15 protein-coding genes and 1 pseudogene are annotated in these 17,332 nt (G+C 63.0%); 7 read left to right on the top strand and 9 right to left on the bottom strand.

Annotation, left to right across the window (positions count from 1 at the left end; all coding sequences use genetic code 11):
- Nucleotides 1-238: 238 nt before the first annotated feature.
- The 3 genes from AC0V7N_RS07445 to AC0V7N_RS07435 form a co-directional block, all read right to left on the bottom strand.
- On the bottom strand, nucleotides 239-634 hold the full coding sequence (locus tag AC0V7N_RS07445; protein WP_069090425.1) for an AGROH133_08824 family phage infection protein: 396 nt from the start codon (nucleotides 632-634) through the stop codon (nucleotides 239-241).
- A gap of 96 nt (nucleotides 635-730) precedes the next feature.
- Nucleotides 731-1,426, bottom strand: coding sequence for an aspartate/glutamate racemase family protein (locus AC0V7N_RS07440; protein WP_475456095.1), 696 nt, complete (start codon nucleotides 1,424-1,426; stop codon nucleotides 731-733).
- A gap of 50 nt (nucleotides 1,427-1,476) precedes the next feature.
- Nucleotides 1,477-3,660, bottom strand: a complete 2,184-nt coding sequence (locus tag AC0V7N_RS07435; RefSeq protein ID WP_475456093.1) for a primosomal protein N' — start codon at nucleotides 3,658-3,660, stop codon at nucleotides 1,477-1,479.
- A gap of 91 nt (nucleotides 3,661-3,751) precedes the next feature.
- Here AC0V7N_RS07435 and fsa point away from each other — a divergent pair, with 91 nt between their 5' ends.
- Nucleotides 3,752-4,408 carry a fructose-6-phosphate aldolase gene (gene fsa / locus AC0V7N_RS07430; RefSeq protein WP_475456091.1) on the top strand — a complete coding sequence of 219 codons (657 nt, stop codon included), beginning with the start codon at nucleotides 3,752-3,754 and terminating at the stop codon, nucleotides 4,406-4,408.
- Nucleotides 4,409-4,496: 88 nt separating this feature from the next.
- On the opposite strand, the gene AC0V7N_RS07425 is transcribed toward fsa, so the two are convergent.
- The 3 genes from AC0V7N_RS07425 to leuS all read right to left on the bottom strand — a co-directional run bounded on the left by AC0V7N_RS07425 (nucleotide 4,497) and on the right by leuS (nucleotide 10,544).
- Complete coding sequence (locus AC0V7N_RS07425) at nucleotides 4,497-7,079, bottom strand: DNA translocase FtsK (RefSeq protein WP_475456089.1); 2,583 nt, start codon at nucleotides 7,077-7,079, stop codon at nucleotides 4,497-4,499.
- 254 nt (nucleotides 7,080-7,333) lie between these two features.
- On the bottom strand, nucleotides 7,334-7,918 hold the full coding sequence (locus AC0V7N_RS07420) for an LPS assembly lipoprotein LptE (RefSeq protein WP_475456087.1): 585 nt from the start codon (nucleotides 7,916-7,918) through the stop codon (nucleotides 7,334-7,336).
- Nucleotides 7,905-10,544, bottom strand: coding sequence for a leucine--tRNA ligase (leuS, locus tag AC0V7N_RS07415; RefSeq protein WP_496627775.1), 2,640 nt, complete (start codon nucleotides 10,542-10,544; stop codon nucleotides 7,905-7,907). Before leuS ends, AC0V7N_RS07420 begins: the two co-directional genes overlap by 14 nt.
- Before the next feature lie 156 nt (nucleotides 10,545-10,700).
- Here leuS and AC0V7N_RS07410 point away from each other — a divergent pair, with 156 nt between their 5' ends.
- Nucleotides 10,701-11,363 (top strand): YggS family pyridoxal phosphate-dependent enzyme, encoded by a 663-nt coding sequence (locus AC0V7N_RS07410; RefSeq protein ID WP_496627774.1) that lies wholly within the window; start codon nucleotides 10,701-10,703, stop codon nucleotides 11,361-11,363.
- A gap of 6 nt (nucleotides 11,364-11,369) precedes the next feature.
- On the opposite strand, the gene AC0V7N_RS07405 is transcribed toward AC0V7N_RS07410, so the two are convergent.
- Nucleotides 11,370-12,524 carry an NAD(P)/FAD-dependent oxidoreductase gene (locus AC0V7N_RS07405; RefSeq protein ID WP_475456085.1) on the bottom strand — a complete coding sequence of 385 codons (1,155 nt, stop codon included), beginning with the start codon at nucleotides 12,522-12,524 and terminating at the stop codon, nucleotides 11,370-11,372.
- 109 nt (nucleotides 12,525-12,633) lie between these two features.
- Here AC0V7N_RS07405 and AC0V7N_RS07400 point away from each other — a divergent pair, with 109 nt between their 5' ends.
- The 5 genes and pseudogenes from AC0V7N_RS07400 to AC0V7N_RS07380 all read left to right on the top strand — a co-directional run bounded on the left by AC0V7N_RS07400 (nucleotide 12,634) and on the right by AC0V7N_RS07380 (nucleotide 15,456).
- A complete protein-coding gene (locus tag AC0V7N_RS07400; protein WP_475456083.1) occupies nucleotides 12,634-13,020 on the top strand; it encodes a winged helix-turn-helix transcriptional regulator in 387 nt (128 codons plus the stop codon).
- 108 nt (nucleotides 13,021-13,128) lie between these two features.
- A complete protein-coding gene (locus AC0V7N_RS07395; protein WP_475460235.1) occupies nucleotides 13,129-13,383 on the top strand; it encodes a type II toxin-antitoxin system Phd/YefM family antitoxin in 255 nt (84 codons plus the stop codon).
- Nucleotides 13,383-13,785, top strand: a pseudogene (locus tag AC0V7N_RS07390) (type II toxin-antitoxin system VapC family toxin). The gene AC0V7N_RS07395 and the pseudogene AC0V7N_RS07390 overlap by 1 nt, the downstream one beginning before the upstream one ends.
- Nucleotides 13,786-13,933: 148 nt before the next feature.
- Nucleotides 13,934-14,983, top strand: coding sequence for an aldo/keto reductase (locus tag AC0V7N_RS07385; RefSeq protein ID WP_475456081.1), 1,050 nt, complete (start codon nucleotides 13,934-13,936; stop codon nucleotides 14,981-14,983).
- Nucleotides 14,984-15,111: 128 nt separating this feature from the next.
- On the top strand, nucleotides 15,112-15,456 hold the full coding sequence (locus tag AC0V7N_RS07380) for a hypothetical protein (RefSeq protein WP_475456079.1): 345 nt from the start codon (nucleotides 15,112-15,114) through the stop codon (nucleotides 15,454-15,456).
- A 28-nt stretch (nucleotides 15,457-15,484) separates the two neighbouring features.
- On the opposite strand, the gene AC0V7N_RS07375 is transcribed toward AC0V7N_RS07380, so the two are convergent.
- Nucleotides 15,485-16,210: a neutral zinc metallopeptidase gene (locus tag AC0V7N_RS07375; RefSeq protein WP_475456077.1), complete on the bottom strand. Its 726-nt coding sequence runs from the start codon at nucleotides 16,208-16,210 to the stop codon at nucleotides 15,485-15,487.
- A 123-nt stretch (nucleotides 16,211-16,333) separates the two neighbouring features.
- The gene (locus AC0V7N_RS07370; RefSeq protein WP_475456075.1) at nucleotides 16,334-17,239 is read right to left on the bottom strand and encodes a LysR family transcriptional regulator; all 906 of its coding nucleotides are present in this window, start codon (nucleotides 17,237-17,239) and stop codon (nucleotides 16,334-16,336) included.
- Between the last annotated feature and the right edge of the window lie 93 nt (nucleotides 17,240-17,332).

Here is a 17,332-nt window from a genome sequence, read left to right as displayed (position 1 = left end):
TTTTCTCTTGTCTGACAGGCCGCAGATTGTTGGCGCGAGCAAAAACTCTGGCTAAATCTTTGACCTTACTGCATTTTTTCAAGCACGGAGGCGCGGCTTCCGCTATCCCCGGCCGAAAGTCGATTGCCGTCTAGCACAGGCATTTTAAGACCGCAATGCGTCGTTCCGCATGGTTTTCAGGCACTATTGTCGCATCCGGCAAAAGAGTCTCGTCTCGCGCCCCGGAATAGCTAAGGATTCAGGGCACAAAGCCGAAGGCAAAGGCAAGCGGCAACGCCGCCAAGACCAATTCCACCACAATGGAAACCCAATTGAAAGGTGTGTTGGCGCCATCCGACATCATCGACAGCAGCCGGCCGAAGGCGGTGAACAGCCAGGAGAAGCCGAGCGCCATGTAAACCAGCGGCTGCGCCAAGAGGATGCAGCACAGGCCGACGCCGAGATAAAAGCCCGACATCCTGCCCCGCCCCTCGGCAATCGCCGCTGCTTTCTCGGGCTTGGCCTGCAAACGCAGGATGCGGAAGGCGAGGCCAGGTGCCAGAAAAAACAGAAGGCCGAGCAGCACGGTGAAGACGGCGCTCGACCAGGCCAGCCATTCGCCCTGGCTCGTCGGCCACGGAAGCGCAAAATCCATACTGTCCCCTCGAAATGCCTGATTTTGAAATTGCGGGCATTCTAGCGGAGGAAAAACGCCGCGCCAGATGGCATCAGGCACTTTAGGAGCGGCGCATTAGCCGAGCGCGAATTCGACCGCCGCCTCGGCGTGGATGCGAGTCGTGTCAAAGACCGGAATGTCGAAATCGCCCTGTCCGATCAGCATGGTGATCTCGGTGCAGCCCATGATGATACTGTCGGCGGCCTCTTCGCGGCGCAGGCGTTCGGCCTCTTCTATATAGGCCGTCTTCGAAGCATCCGTGACGATACCCTGGCAGAGTTCGTCATAGATGACGCGATGCACCATGTCGCGCCCAGCAGCGTCAGGCACCACCGGCGACAAGCCGTATTTATCGGCAAGCCGGCCCTTGTAGAAATCCTGCTCCATGGTGAAGCGCGTCGCCAGCAATGCCGGACGCTGCATGCCGGCACGCTTGATCGCGGCCGCCGTGGCATCGGCGATGTGGATCAGCGGGATGGAGACGGACGCCTGCACCTGGTCGGCCAGTTTGTGCATGGTGTTGGTGCACAGAAGCAGACCTCCCGCACCACCCGCCTCGAGCTTGCGCGCGGCTTCGACAAGCATCACGCCGGCGCCCTCCCAATCGCCGTGATGCTGCCGCTCGGCGATCTCGGCGAAATCGAACGACCACAGCAGCAATTTCGCCGAATGCAGCCCGCCGAGACGCTCGCGCACGATCTCGTTGAGCAGCTGATAATAGATGGCGGTCGATTCCCAGCTCATGCCGCCCAGAAGGCCAAGGGTTTTCATGTGATCTTCCGTTTCTCGCTGGCCTGCACCGTATCGCCGATATGGCGACCTTACAAAAAGCTCTGGGGGTCGATATCGACCTGCACCCTGACCGAGCCGCGCTGTTTCGGCCCATTAGCCAGCATGGCGCGGATAAACCCTTGCATATCGGCGCGCCGTTCGCCCTGGATCAGCAGGCGGAAACGGTGACGTCCGCCGAGCAGGGACAGTGGCGCCTCGGCCGGCCCCAGCACGAACAGGTCTGACGCCTCGGGCGCGGCGCGGCGCAGGCCGCGTGCATGGCCCTCGGCCTCAGCCCGCGTCACCGCGCTGACGATGACGCCGGCCAGGCGGCCGAAGGGTGGCAAGGCCGCCCGCTCGCGCTCGGCGATCTCGCGCTCGTAAAAAGCCTCGGCGTCGCCGGAGACGATCGCCCGCATCACCGGATGGTCAGGCTGGAAAGTCTGCAGCAGGCCAAGGCTCTTCTTGCCGGTACGGCCGGCGCGGCCGGTCACCTGGCTGAGCAACTGGAAGGTGCGCTCGGCGGCGCGCGGATCGCCATTGGCGAGGCCAAGGTCGGCATCGACGACGCCGACCAGGGTCATATTGGGAAAATTGTGCCCCTTGGCGACGAGCTGCGTGCCGATGACGATATCGGCCTCGCCATCGGCGATCGCCTCCAGTTCCAGCCGCAGCCGCCGCACCCCACCCATCAGATCGGATGACAAAACGATGGTGCGCGCATCGGGAAAATGCGTGACGACCTCCTCGGCGATGCGCTCGACGCCCGGTCCGCAAGCGACCAGATGATCGAGCGTGCCGCATTCCGGGCAGGCTTCGGGGCGGCGCTCATTGTGGCCGCAATGATGGCAGACCAGCTGGCCGCGAAAACGATGCTCGACCAGCCAGGCCGAACAGACCGGACAGCCGAAGCGGTGGCCGCAGACCCGGCACAGCGTCAGCGGCGCATAGCCGCGCCGGTTGAGGAACAGCAGCGACTGTTCCTTCCTTTCCAGCGTCTTGCGCATATGGTCGATCAGCACCGGCGACAGGAAACCGCCGCGCGCCGGCGGCGCGCGCCGCATGTCGATCGACTTCAATTGCGGCAGCGCCGCCTCGGCGAAACGGGCGGAGAGAACGGCTCTGTTGTATTTGCCTTGGCTCGCATTGACCCGGCTCTCGACCGATGGTGTCGCCGATGCCAGCACGACCGGAAAACTACCGATGTGACCGCGCACCACCGCCATGTCGCGCGCATTGTAGAAGACGCGGTCCTCCTGCTTGTAGGCCGGGTCGTGCTCCTCATCGACGACGATCAGGCCGAGCTCCTTAAATGGCAGGAACAGCGCCGAGCGGGCGCCGGCAACGACGCGCACTGTGCCTTCCGCCACTTGCCGCCAGACTTTTTCGCGCATCCTTGGCGGCAGATCCGAATGCCATTCGCCCGGCTTGGCGCCGAAGCGCTGCTGGAAACGTTCGAGGAAAGCATGGGTCAGCGCGATTTCCGGCAGCAGGATCAGCACCTGCTTGCCCTGGTCGAGCGCGGCCGCCACCGCTTCGAAATAGACCTCGGTCTTGCCTGAGCCGGTGACGCCGTCGAGCAGCGCGACATTGAACACGCCGGCCGCGACATTGGCGCGCAACATCGATGCGGCGTCACTCTGATCCGGCATCAATTCCGGTATGGCGTAGCTGGAGTCAGGCGCGGCCACCACCGGGCGTGGCGGGATCATCACCGTCTCGAACACGCCTTGCGCCTTCAGCCCCTCGATCACCGTCGACGACACGCCTGCCGCATGCGCCAGGCCGGATCGCGTCCAGGCCAGCCCACCCTCGGCCGTCTCCAGCACGCGCGCTCGTGCATCCGTCATCCGGTCGGGAACGATGAGCGTTCGCTGTAGTCCCTCGATCCAGGGTTCCGGGTCAAAGGCCTCCGGCGCACGCAGCAGCATGCGCGCCACCATTCCGGGTGGTGACAGCGTGTACTGCGCCACCCAGTCGACGAAGCGGCGCATCGAACGGTCGATCGGCGGGCAGTCGAAAACCTGTTGGATCGGGCGCAGCTTTTTCGCGTCGATGTTCTCGACTGCGCCATCCCAGACGATGCCGGCAACCTGGCGCGGCCCGAGCGGCACGCGCACGATCGAGCCCGGCACAACGCGCATGCCGGCCGGCACGGCATAGGTGTAGGGGCGTTCGGCAGGCATCGGCACCAGCACCGGTGCGGCTGCGACAAAGGGCGAATCTTCGATCATGAGGCGTGACCTTGCCCCGACTTTGGTCTAGATCAAAGAGCAACGCTGAACGTGCCTTCCCAAGCACGACGAAATCGTCAGGAGACCCGCCATGAAATTTTTTGTCGACACCGCCGATATCAAGGATATCCGTGAGCTCAACGATCTGGGGCTGCTCGACGGCGTCACCACCAATCCGTCGCTGATCCTCAAATCCGGCGGCAAGATCGCCGACGTCACCAAGCAGATCTGCGATATCGTCGCCGGCCCGGTCTCGGCCGAAGTCGTGGCGAGTGAGTACAAGGACATGATGGTGGAGGCCGAAGTGCTGGCCAAGATCGCACCCAATGTCTGTATCAAGGTGCCGCTGACGCTGGACGGCCTGAGGGCCTGCAAGACGATCCGCACCCAGATGAACCGCATGGTCAACGTCACGCTGTGCTTCTCGGCCAACCAGGCGCTGCTCGCCGCCAAGGCCGGCGCCTCGTTCATCTCGCCCTTCGTCGGCCGCGTCGACGACACCGGCTCGGATGGCATGGAGCTGATCCAGGAGATCCGGCAGATCTACGACAATTACGATTTCCAGACCGAGATCCTCGTCGCCTCGGTGCGCACGGTAAACCATGTCAAGCAGGCGGCCCTGATCGGCGCCGACGTCGTGACCGCACCGCCGGCGACGCTGAAGGCGCTGGTCAAGCACCCGCTGACCGACAAGGGCCTGGACCAGTTCACCGCCGACTGGGCCAAGACTGGCCAGAAGATCGGCTGAGGTCGCATCGCTTCAATGAGAAAAGGCCGGGCAACCGGCCTTTTTTATTGCGCTTCGGACGAAGCCTTATCGCCGAAAAGGCTGCCGTTCAATCCGCGCCGTCGTCATCAGGCGCGGCTGCCGACGGGCGCCGACCCATGATGATCTCGCGCTTGCCGACATGGTTGGGCGCGCCGACCAGCCCTTCCTTCTCCATGCGTTCGACCAGGGATGCGGCGCGGTTGTAGCCGATGCCGAGGCGGCGCTGGATGTAGGACGTCGAGCATTTCTTGTCGCGCACCACCACCTTGACCGCCTCGTCATAGGCGGCATCACTGTCCTCGGCGGCGACGGAGCCCTTGTCGAAGACCGCTCCCTGGTCGTCTTCGATCTCTTCCTCGTCCTCGTCGGCCGTCACGGTTTCCAGATATTCCGGACGGCCCTGCGCCTTCAGATGCGCCACGACATGTTCGACCTCCGCGTCGGAAACGAAGGGGCCGTGCACGCGCGAAATCCGCCCGCCACCCATCATGTGCAGCATATCGCCCTGGCCCAGCAGCTGTTCGGCGCCCTGCTCGCCCAGAATGGTGCGGCTGTCGATCTTGGAGGTGACCTGGAAGGAGATGCGGGTCGGGAAGTTGGCCTTGATCGTGCCGGTGATGACATCGACCGAGGGTCGCTGCGTCGCCATGATCAAATGGATGCCGGCCGCGCGCGCCATCTGCGCCAGGCGCTGGATGGCGCCTTCGATCTCCTTGCCGGCGACCATCATCAGGTCGGCCATCTCGTCGACGATGACGACGATGTATGGCATCGGCGCAAGATCGATTTCCTGCTGCTCGAACAGCGGCTCGCCGGTGCCCTTTTCGAAGCCGGCCTGCACCGTCATGACGACCGCCTCGCCCTTGTCGCGGGCTTGGGCGGCGCGCTCATTGTAGCCGTCGATGTTGCGCACGCCGAGCCGCGCCATCTTGCGATAGCGGTCCTCCATCTCGCGCACCGCCCATTTGAGCGCGGTGACCGCCTTCTTGGGATCGGTGACGACGGGCGTCAGAAGATGCGGGATGCCGTCATAGACGGAGAGCTCGAGCATTTTGGGATCGACCATGATCAGCCGGCATTCTTCCGGCTTCAGCCGGTAGAGCAGCGACAGGATCATGGTGTTGATGGCAACCGATTTTCCGGAGCCGGTGGTGCCGGCGACGAGCAGATGCGGCATCTTCGCCAGTTCGGCGATAACCGGCTCGCCGCCGATCGTCTTGCCGAGGCAGAGCGCCAGCTTGCAGCTGGTCTTGCGGAAACCTTGCGATTCGATCAGTTCGCGGAAATAGACGGTCTCGCGCGTCTCGTTGGGAAGCTCGATGCCGATGACGTTGCGGCCGGGCACGACGGCGACGCGTGCCGAGATCGCCGACATGGAGCGGGCGATGTCGTCGGCGAGACCGATGACGCGGGAGGATTTGACGCCAGGCGCCGGTTCGAATTCATAGAGGGTGACGACCGGGCCGGGGCGAACGTGGATGATCTCGCCGCGCACGCCGAAATCCTCGAGCACGCTTTCCAGAAGATCGGCATTCTGCTCGAGCCGCTCCTGCGACATGTAGAAGCCCTGCCCTTCCGGCGGCTGCTGCAGCAGCTCTTCCGAGGGAAGTTCATACGCCTCGCCTGTCGTGGCGGGCACGATCTTGCCGACCAGAGGCAGTGGCGCGGACACGCGCATGGCCGGAGCCTGCACGGCCTCCTCCGCGGCTTGCGCGACCTGTTCCGGAACGCCGTTGCTGGCAGCAGACGGAATTGCAACCTTCACCCGGGTCCGTTGCGGTGCGCTGCTCGCTGCCGGTTGAACCACGGCTTCGTTCGAGTTGGCCGGGCGGACTTCCGGCAAGGTCGACGGAGCCTGCTGGCCCGGAAGGCATTCAATGATCCGGAACAACGCGGTCGGATCGGCCGTGGCGGAGCGGATGTCGACCCGTGGGGAGACGACCGGCGCTGCCGGCCGCGAAGCCGGAACCGCCCGCGGCGCCGGCAACGGGCTCTCGATCATGTAAGGCGCCATGAGTTCGAAGAAGACGTGATTAGACAGATAGGGCCAGCGTACGGTTTCGCGGCCTGGTGTTTTGACCGGCGCCGCCATCGCCTGGGCAGGAGCTGCCGGTGCGGATGCACGTGCCGTCACGGCTGTCCTCGCACCCGCCGGCGCAGCAGCCCGTGCATTTTCGCCAACATGCCTTGGCGGAACGGCTGCCGCGCCCGGTGCTGGCGGCCTCTCATGCGTCGCGGCTCTGTTGCCGGCAGGCGGCTGAGTGGTCTCCGAAGCGGAGTTCCGGCTTTTCATCGTCGCCGACAATGACGAGGACGAGACCGCGGAGGATGTCGCAGCCGCAGCAGGCTGTGCGACGGCTTGTCGCGCCGGCAGCGGCTGCGATTCGCCTTGGTCAGAGGCGATCTGGCGCGGCTGGCGTGTGCTGGCTTCATAGTCCGGCGTGCGCGTGAACCGCACATTGGGCGCCAGGAAGAAATAGTCCTGCCAGGCCGGGCTTTCGTTGCCGCCGAGATCAACAGATGGCGGCGGATTGCCGGCCTTGGCCGCGCCGGCCCTCTGGCCATCCGCTCTGTTGTTCAAACGCTCACCCTCGGGATTATCGGGCGAAACTGTCACTGAATTGACCCGAGGAAAACGCTTGGATTCCATTCTCAAGACTCACGCTGAACCGTCTGCTGAGCAATAGGGAGCGAGTGGTTAACAGTTGCTTCCCATCAGCACCGTTGGAGCGACCGAAGCGTATCTTTTGCAGCGATGACGGACGAGCCGGATTCGGGCCGATGATCGTCACCCACGATCATCCACTCATCGACATGCATAGGGCTGAAGAGAGAGCTCTCGGCCAGCGCAAAGCGGGCCGAGTATCAAGATCGAAAGGGCGTTTCCGTGAAAGGAAAGCGGCGCTAGCCAGCCTTCTTGCCGTGCCGGACCAGATCCTGGGCGATGGACAGCTGCAGGGCTTCGGCCAGTTCACGCGCGGCGCGATTTTCGGCGTCGATCTGCGCCCGATACGAGGCGAATTCCTGGCGTGGCCTGTCGAAGGACGAGGTGATCGCGCGCTTGCCGACCGTGACGACGGCGCCGGTTTGCATATCGGTCAGCGTATAGCTGGCAGTCAGCGTCACCGAACCGGCGGTCGGCTCGTCCTGATCGGTTTGGACCTGCACGAGAGCCGAGGATTCGACGGCTTCGGTCACGGTGAGATCGAGCGAATAAACCGGCGATGCCGGTTCGCCGGCGCCCCGGCCGAAGCCGAAGATCAGATTGTTGCGCACCTGCTGGGCATAACGCGTCTTGACCGGCTTGATGGCGATCGACGCCAGCTCGGAATTGGCTGTCGCGTTCGAGCCGGGCGACAGCGGCGCGTTGGAATAAAGCGGCCGCACCGTGCAAGCCGAAACCAGCGCCAGCGCGCCGATCAGGCCGGCAAGCGCGGCGCGGCGCAGCAGACGGCTCAGCTCTGTCTTTTCCCGATCAGGCAACGACATTGACGATCCTCTGCGGCACGATGATCACCTTGCGCGGAGCCTTACCTTCGAGCGCTTTCTGCACGAAGTCGAGAGCCAATACCGCTTTTTCGACCGCACCTTGGTCCGCGTCGCGGGCAATTGTCAAATCCCCCCGCTTCTTGCCGTTGACCTGCACCGGATAGGTCACTTCATTGTCGACGACCAGCGCCGGATCGAAGACCGGCCACGGCCGTTCGGCGACCAGATCGGTGCCGCCGAGCGTCTCCCAGCACTCTTCGGCCAGATGCGGCATGACCGGCGCGACCAGATGCACCAGGATCTCCACCGCCTGGCGGCAGGCGCCTTTGAGTGTCGCATCGGCCTTGCCTTCCGCCACCTGGTTGAGCGGCGTGGTCAGCACGTTGGCCAGTTCATAGATGCGGGCGATGGCGCGGTTGAAGCCGAGCCGTTCAATGTCCTCGCCTATCGCTTTCAGGATCTTGTGCACGGCCCTTGAAACGGCACCGGCCTCGCCTTCCTTCGCCGCTTGCGGCTTGACGCCACCGAGCGTCTCGGCGGCGATCGACACCAGGCGCCAGATGCGCTGGATGAAGCGATGCGCGCCGGCGGCGCCATCGTCGGTCCATTCGACGTCGCCCTCGGGCGGCGAGTCCGACAGCATGCACCAGCGCGCCGTGTCGGCGCCATAGCCATCGGTGATGTCTTCCGGGCTCACCGTGTTCTTCTTCGACTTCGACATTTTTTCGAGCGGGCCGATGGTGACCGCCTCGCCGGTGGCGATCTCGAAGGCGCGGCGTTCGCCGTCGATGCCCTCCAGCCGCACCTCGGTCGGCGCCAGCCAGCGGCCGTTCGATGCCGAGCCGACACGATAGGTCTCGTGCACCACCATGCCTTGCGTGAACAGGCCCTTGAACGGCTCGGCCAGGTCGACATGGCCGGTCTCGCGCATTGCACGGGTGAAGAAGCGCGAATAGAGCAGATGCAGGATCGCATGCTCGATGCCGCCAATATACTGGTCGACCGGCAGCCATTCATTGGCCGCCTTGGGATCGGTCGGCTCATGCGCCCAGGGCGCGGTGAAGCGGGCGAAATACCACGACGAATCGACGAACGTGTCCATGGTGTCGGTTTCGCGCCGCGCATCCCCACCGCATTGCGGGCACTTCACATGCCGCCAGGTCGGATGCCGATCGAGCGGATTGCCCGGCCGGTCGAAATCGACATCGTCGGGCAGCTTGACCGGCAGGTCGGCCTTCGGCACCGGCACCACGCCGCAAGCCTCGCAATGGATCATCGGGATCGGGCAGCCCCAGTAGCGCTGGCGCGAAATGCCCCAGTCGCGCAGGCGGAAATTCACCTTGCGCTCAGCCATCGGCCGGTTGCCGATCGTCTTCTGCTCCAGCAGCTTCGCGACCTCGTCGAAAGCCTGCCTCGGCTTCATGCCGTCGAGGAAACGCGAATTGATCATCGCGCCATCGTCGCCATACGCCACGTCGATGATCTGGAAGGTCGCCAGATTCTCGCCCTCCGGCATCACCACCGGCACCACCGTCAGGCCGTATTTGTTGGCGAAGTCGAGGTCGCGCTGGTCGTGCGCCGGGCAGCCGAAAATGGCGCCGGTGCCGTACTCCATCAGCACGAAATTGGCGACGTAGACAGGCAGCGTCCAGCTGTCGTCGAACGGATGGACAACGCGGATGCCGGTGTCGAAACCCTTCTTCTCGGCCGTCTCAAGTACGGCCACCGAGGTGCCCATATGGCGGACCTCGTCGATGAACTTCGCCAGTTCTGGATTGGTCTCGGCGGCCTTCTTGGCCAGCGGGTGGTCGGCGGCGACGGCCATGAAAGACGCGCCGAAAATAGTGTCGGGCCGCGTCGTATAGACTTCCAGCTCATGCTCGCCGTCGCCAATTTTGCCAGCATCCGGAATAGCCAGAGGCCAGCGGATCAGCAGGCCTTCCGAACGGCCGATCCAGTTCTGCTGCATCAGCTTCACTTTTTCGGGCCATTCGTCGAGGCCGTCGAGCGAATCCAGCAGGTCCTGCGCGAAATCGGTGATCTTGAAGAACCACTGCGTCAGCTCACGCTGTTCGACCAGCGCGCCCGAGCGCCAGCCGCGCCCGTCGATGACCTGCTCGTTGGCGAGCACCGTCATGTCTTCCGGGTCCCAGTTGACCTTGGAGGATTTGCGCGTCACCAGCCCCTTCTCGACGAAATCGAGGAACAGCATCTGCTGGCGGTGGTAATAATCGACATCGCAGGTGGCGAATTCGCGCGCCCAGTCCAGCGACAGGCCCATGACCTTGAGCTGCTCGCGCATGGTGGCGATGTTCTGGTAGGTCCATTCCTTGGGATGGACCTTGTTCTGCATCGCCGCGTTCTCTGCCGGCATGCCGAAGGCGTCCCAGCCCATCGGGTGCAGCACGTTGAACCCCTTGGCCCGCTTGTAGCGCGCCACCACGTCACCCATCGTGTAGTTGCGGGTATGGCCGATATGGATGCGCCCCGACGGATACGGAAACATCTCCAGCACGTAGTATTTCGGCTTCGGGTCGTCATTGTGCGCTTCGAACAGCTTCTTCTCGGCCCAGGCCTTCTGCCATTTGGGCTCTGACGCGCGCGGATTGTATCGTTCGGTTGCCATGGGACGTTTTTCACTTAAAAGCAGGCGCGAACCGCGCGCGACTGGCTCGGCGGTTCAGGGAATGTGGTCCGGGTGTTCACCATGGTTTGGCAAACCCGTCAACCATATGGGCATCGCGGCGGCTAAAAACGCGAGTCAAAACAGCGGGATTTGCATATGGGTGACACCGTTCAGCAGTTTTTCGCGGTCAAGGCGAAGATCGCCGCCGCCGAGCAGGAGGCCCGCGGCGCGGCTGGCGCGGTGACGCTGGTGGCCGTCTCCAAGACCTTTGACGCCGCCGACATCCAGCCGGTGATCGAGGCCGGCCAACGCGTCTTCGGCGAGAACCGCGTCCAGGAGGCGCAAGGCAAATGGCCCGCGCTGAAGCAGGCCTTTGCCGATATCGAACTGCATTTGATCGGCCCGCTGCAATCGAACAAGGCCAAGGAGGCGGTGGCGCTGTTCGACGTCATCGAGACGGTCGACCGCGAGAAGATCGCCGCCGAACTCGCCAAGGAAATCTCAAGGCAAGGCCGTGCCCCGAAACTCTATGTCCAGGTCAACACCGGTTCCGAGCCGCAGAAGGCCGGCATCGAACCCCGCGACGCCGTAGCCTTCGTCGCCCGCTGTCGCGATATCCACGGCCTCGCCATCGAAGGCCTGATGTGCATTCCGCCGGCGGATGAAAACCCCGGCCCCCACTTCGCCTTGCTGGAAAAACTTGGGCGTGAGGCCGGCGTCGCCAAACTGTCGATGGGCATGTCCGGCGACTACGAGACAGCCATCGCCTTCGGCGCCACCAGTGTGCGGGTTGGCTCGGCGATTTTTGGTAGTCGGTAGATCACGTTAGAGCGAGAATATTTTCGCATAATTCGGCACCAGCATGTGCTCGGCTTTTACTTTGCGGACAAGCCACGACCACCGCGTGTGGCCAAACAAGGGAAGTTGCGCAACGCCGGTTCGGCTACCTAGCGTTACGACCATCGTCGGATCACCGGTCCGTGGTTTGTAGGACAGAGAGGGCGCCTTGCCAGCCAGAATGGAGCGGATGTTGGCGGCTGCGACCTTGACGTGTCCCCTGATGTGAAACGCCATCTTGTTTTCAGCAAGATCGGTAACGTCGCCGAGCGCAAAGATGGTTGTTTCTCCTTTCACCCGGAGGTCCGCTGCCACCTTGACGTGGCCGTCCGGTGTGAGCCGGCTGGCAAAGTTTTGCTTCATGAAGGCAGTGTTCGGCCGCCCTCCAACGCACAGTATTGCGAGGTCGTACGCGATGACCTGACCAGCGTCGGTGGTGACCTCGCCACTGCCAGCAAACACGTCTTGCAAATTGGACAAAAGCCCATCGATGCGCTGTCCCGTCAGGATCGTCACACCTCGCTTTTCCAGAATGGCAGCGGCGCGAGCAGCCGCGGCTTCGGAAGTGCCTCGCAAGATGCGTGGCTGGGATTCGACCAATGTGACATGCTTGTGCGGCCATGCTTCGGTAATCTCACCGGCGACTTCGACACCAATAGGCCCGCCGCCGATTAGAAGAATGCGCTCGGCGCCTGCAAGGCGGTCATGGAACCGCTGATAGAACGCATGGCGGTCGGCACCGCTCCCCTCCTGGCCGCGCACCAGTTCGTTGGCGAAGCGGTTCCCCGTGGCCAGGACGGCAGCCTTCCCGGTGACGAGAAGCCTCCGGCCGGAAGCGTCTTCGACGATACCGCCCTCGCCGGTAAGCTCCGTCAGGCGAGCGGCGACATGATCGACTCGAGGAAGAGCCTTTGCAAAGGGCATGATGGACTGCCTGGAGAAGTCGGGCTTCACCAGATTGCGCGGTGCAGCCATCGACACTTCGAAATAATCGAGCGGATCGACCAAGATCACCTTGACGGTGGCGGACAATTGCCGCGCGAGGAGAGCTCCGGCAATGCCGCCCCCGTAAATGACGACCTCGCCAACCTTTCGCTCCCCGACACGCTCTTCGTTTGCCACTTCCACGCTCACGTCCTTCACCTGTTCGCTCGTTGAATGAGGACGGCAAGGCCAATCCCTTTACCGCTGCAAATTTTGTGATCTAATATTGAATTGGCAAGTAGGATGATTTTTATGGTATAGGATGAAAATGCAGACCATTGAGGAAATGACGGCTTCAGCGCCTGCCGAAGAGTGTCGCGGACAGCCAATGGAGCGCTTCCACGCCGCGATGCGGATTCTGACGGGGAAGTGGAAAGGCGAGATTCTCTGGCAACTCGTTCACGGCAGGCGGCGCTTCGGCGAGTTGCGACGAGCAATACCAGGCATCACGCAACACATGCTCACCGCGCAGTTGCGCGATCTCGAGCAAAACGGGCTTTTGATCCGCACTTGCTACGCCGAAGTGCCGCCGCGTGTGGAGTACGAACTCACATCCGTTGCACTCGCCCTTCGACCCGTTTTCGACGAGATTATTCGTTGGTCTGAAAACCATGCCGCGCGGCTGAAACTCGACGCCTTCGACACTCGATCCTAGCCAGGACGGCCATGGGCCGACATCACGGAGATGGCTTGGCAGCGTCACCGGCATTGTCGCCGAGCTGCTTCAATGCTGTATCTAGCCAAGCTAGCTAGGAAGAATTCAATGAACTGGCACCTTCAGGACGCGAAGAACAATTTTTCCAAGGTGGTTCAGCGTGCACGCAGCGAGGGACCGCAGACGGTGACGTTGCGCGGCGAACGTGCTGTCGTGATTCTCTCCGCCGAGGATTACGACCGCCTGGCTGGAAAGAAAAAGTCGTTGGCCGAGTATCTTTTGACGGGTCCGGTTTGGGACGATGATTTCGCCGAAGAGGTCAACCGCCGATCGGAGACGATGATCCGGGACGTCGATCTCTGATGTATCTGCTCGACACGAACATCGTTTCGGATGTGCAGAGGCGCCTGGCCAAGCCAACTGAGATGACTGGCTTCGGTGGATCCAACATAGGTGAGCCGCAGCATCATTACCCTTGGTGAGATCGAGCGTAGGATCATCAAGCTACGCAAGGTCGACTCCGAAAAGGCAACACGCCTCGATCTGTGGCTACGGGAGCTTCGGCGGGACAATTCCGACCGTATACTTGCTGTCACGGAAGATGTCGCGCTGGCTTGGGGCCGCATCACCGCCGGCCGTACACGAGGCAGTGCCGACACGCTCATCGCGGCCACCGCACTTGTCCATGATCTCATTCTTGTGACGCGCAACGTCGCGTATTTTGATGATACAGGCGTGACGGTGCTCAATCCCTGGGACGCCTAACCCAATTGTTTTCCGTCTCGAAGCGTCTCATCGGCGCTGATGCCTACATCGTTGGGCCAATCCAGAAGCGTCATTGCACCACCACTAGAAACGAAACGTTCCGTTCCTATTTGTTTTGTGTCATCAAAATTCTCCTGGAGCCTTCGCCATGCGTTATAACCAGCTTGGAAATACGGGGATGTTCGTCTCCGAACTCTGCCTCGGCACCATGACCTTCGGCGCCGCCGGCCAGAATGCCCAATGGGGCCTGATCGCCAGCCTTGATCAGAAGGGCGTCAACGAAATTGTCGGCCGCTCGATCGCCGCCGGGGTCAATTTCTTCGACACGGCCGACGTCTACTCCTTCGGTGAGTCCGAGCGACTGCTCGGCCAGTCCCTCAGGGACCTCGGCGTCAAACGTCCGGACGTCGTCATCGCCACCAAGGCGCACGGCGCCACGGGCGACGGGCCGAACCAGCGCGGCTCGTCGCGCGGCCATATTATGGATGCGGTCGATGCCAGCCTCGAACGGCTGCAGCTCGACCATATCGATCTCTATCAGCTGCACGGCACCGACACCGTCACGCCGATCGACGAGACGCTGCGGGCGCTCGACGATCTCGTTGCCAGCGGCAAGGTCCGTTATGTCGGCGTCTCGAACTGGGCGGCGTGGCGCATCGCCAAGGCACTCGGTATCGCCGACCGCAAGGGTTTTGCCCGCTTCGAGACCATCCAGTCCTACTATTCGATCGCCGGCCGCGACCTCGAGCGCGAGATCGTGCCTTTGATCAACGAGGAAAAGCTCGGCCTGATGGTGTGGTCACCGATGGCCGGTGGCCTGCTCTCCGGCAAATACGGCCCCGGTGCGCCCGGCAATGGCGAGGGCCGCCGCGCGTCCTTCAACTTCCCGCCAGTCAATGAAGACCGTGCCTGGGCGGCCGTCGCCGTCATGCGCGAGATTGCCGCCAAGCACGGCGTCAGCGTTGCCACGGTGGCGCTCGGCTATGTCCTGGCCAAGCCTTTCGTGATGAGCGTCATCATCGGCGCCAGCCGCATGGACCAGCTCGAACAGAACCTTGCCGCCACCGAAGTGAAGCTCGACGCGGACGATCTCGCCAAGCTCGATGAGGTCAGCGCGCTGCCGTCCGAATATCCCGGCTGGATGCTGGAGCGCCAGGCGGCTGGCCGGCGCCCGGCGCCGTTCGTGCCGAAGGCGTAATCCGTCTTCGGCTCGACGCGATTTTCCGTTTTTCCGTAAGCCGCGCGTCCCTTCGGGCGCGCGGCTTTTTCGCGCTTCATCAAGGCCGCAGGGGTCGCCTTGTACCGGACACGATTGCAGCTACCATCATGACGCCGGAGCAACATACCGGGATGTCAGGGGCGATGATGGCACCATCCGCTGAGCAATTTCGAGACAGAATTGTCGCGATCATGGCTGATCGCCAAGCCGCGGCTTCTGCCAGCCCTTACGATTGGAAAGTCTGCGTCGGCGCGGTGAGTGCCGCGCAAGCCGAATTCGAAAAGGTCGTCGTCGCCGGTACGGCGCATGACTATGGAGCCGCCGTCATTGCTCGCTTGGAGCGGCTGCGGGACGCATATTACGACCCGGATGGAGAATACACCTCCGGGCGATCGGACATCGGGACCGTCATTGAACAGATCAGGAAAGCACTGAAGACTATCGGCGAGTGATCACTCATCCGACAGGCCGGGCTCCGCATCAAAGCGGATTGCTGGAGGTGTCGCAGTCCGCGATCGTCTTTCCAGCAAGGCCCCGGCCAAACCAGCGGATACGCTGTTGCGATGTGCCGTACCTTTTTGCGTTCGGGTCTTTGGAGGCATTGGCGGGCTGATCGTCTCCGAGAGATCGAAGGAGTTCCCTGGCCTCAGTCAGATCGGTGTCTTCCAGCAGGTGCTGGTCCCAGACATAGCGGCTCCATAGGCCGGCAAAGCAGTCGGCTTGGAGCTCCACCTGTTCCGATCGGATGATGGCGGCTTGCTGGTCGCCGGCGGTGACAGCCGCGTGCGGAACACCAGAGATGTTCTGCACGTGATGCGCAACCTCCCGGGCGACAATCAACGCCTTGGCGAAATCTCCCGTCAAACTGATCTGTTGAAGCTCGGGGAACGCCGGATCGAGATAAATCTTGTGGTCTGCCGCGCAGTACAATGTCCCTGAAACAGGGCCGCATGCGGTGGCGATAGTGCCGGTATACAGCACCAGCTTGGGCTCCTCATAGGTCGATCCGCCGGCTTCGAAGGTGACGCCCCAGAAATCCTCGGTTTCAGCCAAAGCCACGGAAAGGAGCTGCTTGACGTCATCCGGTTGGGCGTTTGGAGCGGGCGTCGCAGCTGTCGAGACCTCGGCTGCCTCGGAGATCGTTGAAGCATGCAGCCATGTCGCGATGGCAAGCAGGAATGCCGTGACCAAGGACAAGCGGACCAATTCACGCCTCCTGAATTGCCAACGCTCCCGGAGCCTGAGCGCCGAGGCGCCTGCGATGACCGGACGGGAGTCCATATCCCGCCCCTGTTGGATTGTCGAACAGACCTTGAAAGCCGCGCTTCGTCAGAGCCGCGCAGTCTCGGCCAGGAAATCGAGAAAAGCCCGCACCCGCGCCGGCAGGTGCCGGCCCTGGCCGACATAGACGGCGTGGGTCGCCTCCTCGTCGCCCGGATTGAAATCCTCCAGCAGCGCCGCCAGCCGCCCGGCGGCGATATCGTCCGCCACGTGCCAGCGCGCCAGCCTGGAAATGCCGGCGCCGGCCAGCGTCATCAGCCGCATCGCCTCGCCGTCCCCAACCAGCGTATTGCCGGTGATCGGGACAATGATGGCGCGGCCCTCGGCGTCGCGGAACGGCCAGCCGTCTATATGCCTGACGAAGCCGAAGCCCATGCGGTTGTGGCTGTCGAGATCGGCCGGCGCCAACGGTATGCCATGCGTTTCGAGGTAGGAGGGTGCCGCAACCACGACCACCGGGCTCTGCCCGAGCTTGCGCGCCACCAGCCGGGATTCGCCGAGCGGCCCGGCGCGGATGGCGACATCGGCGCGTTCGGCCATCAGATCGATGACGCTGTCGGTCAGCACCAGATCGATTGATATTTCGGGGTAGCGTTCGAGGAAACGTGGCAGCAGCGGGATCAGCCGGTGCACCCCGAACGGCACATAGGTGTTGACGCGCAGCCGCCCGCGCGGTGCGGCACCCGCCGCCGCCTCACGCTCGGCCGCCGCCATATCGGCCAGGATGCGCAGCCCGCTGTCGTAGAACGCCGACCCTTCCGGCGTCAGCTGCAACTTGCGCGTCGAGCGGCTGACCAGCCGCGCGCCAAGCCGGGCTTCCAGCCGCGCGATCAGCTTGCTGACCGCCGACGGCGTCATGCGCAACGCCCGTGCCGCGGCCGAGAAGCTCCCCGCCTCGACGACCCGGACAAAAACTTCGATCTCGCCGGAGCGGTTGATGTCGGATCTCGCCATCTGTGAATCTATTTCACAGAAAATGTGCCTAGCGCAAGTCTGGTTCACAATGCATGGCGACACGATCTTTCGGGTCGGGGCGCGGGTTGGATA

Source organism: Mesorhizobium kamtschaticum (assembly GCF_056174585.1).
Note: the sequence above shows the minus strand (reverse complement) of the source record. Positions and strands in the feature narration are given on the sequence as shown.

What these genes read in the sequence shown, in the direction of transcription:
- AC0V7N_RS07445 (WP_069090425.1), bottom strand. Translation starts at nt 634, where the DNA reads ATGGATTTTGCGCTTCCGTGGCCGACGAGCCAGGGCGAATGGCTGGCC.
- AC0V7N_RS07440 (WP_475456095.1), bottom strand. Translation starts at nt 1,426, where the DNA reads ATGAAAACCCTTGGCCTTCTGGGCGGCATGAGCTGGGAATCGACCGCC.
- AC0V7N_RS07435 (WP_475456093.1), bottom strand. Translation starts at nt 3,660, where the DNA reads ATGATCGAAGATTCGCCCTTTGTCGCAGCCGCACCGGTGCTGGTGCCG.
- fsa (WP_475456091.1), top strand. Translation starts at nt 3,752, where the DNA reads ATGAAATTTTTTGTCGACACCGCCGATATCAAGGATATCCGTGAGCTC.
- AC0V7N_RS07425 (WP_475456089.1), bottom strand. Translation starts at nt 7,079, where the DNA reads ATGGAATCCAAGCGTTTTCCTCGGGTCAATTCAGTGACAGTTTCGCCC.
- AC0V7N_RS07420 (WP_475456087.1), bottom strand. Translation starts at nt 7,918, where the DNA reads ATGTCGTTGCCTGATCGGGAAAAGACAGAGCTGAGCCGTCTGCTGCGC.
- leuS (WP_496627775.1), bottom strand. Translation starts at nt 10,544, where the DNA reads ATGGCAACCGAACGATACAATCCGCGCGCGTCAGAGCCCAAATGGCAG.
- AC0V7N_RS07410 (WP_496627774.1), top strand. Translation starts at nt 10,701, where the DNA reads ATGGGTGACACCGTTCAGCAGTTTTTCGCGGTCAAGGCGAAGATCGCC.
- AC0V7N_RS07400 (WP_475456083.1), top strand. Translation starts at nt 12,634, where the DNA reads ATGCAGACCATTGAGGAAATGACGGCTTCAGCGCCTGCCGAAGAGTGT.
- AC0V7N_RS07395 (WP_475460235.1), top strand. Translation starts at nt 13,129, where the DNA reads ATGAACTGGCACCTTCAGGACGCGAAGAACAATTTTTCCAAGGTGGTT.
- AC0V7N_RS07385 (WP_475456081.1), top strand. Translation starts at nt 13,934, where the DNA reads ATGCGTTATAACCAGCTTGGAAATACGGGGATGTTCGTCTCCGAACTC.
- AC0V7N_RS07380 (WP_475456079.1), top strand. Translation starts at nt 15,112, where the DNA reads ATGACGCCGGAGCAACATACCGGGATGTCAGGGGCGATGATGGCACCA.
- AC0V7N_RS07370 (WP_475456075.1), bottom strand. Translation starts at nt 17,239, where the DNA reads ATGGCGAGATCCGACATCAACCGCTCCGGCGAGATCGAAGTTTTTGTC.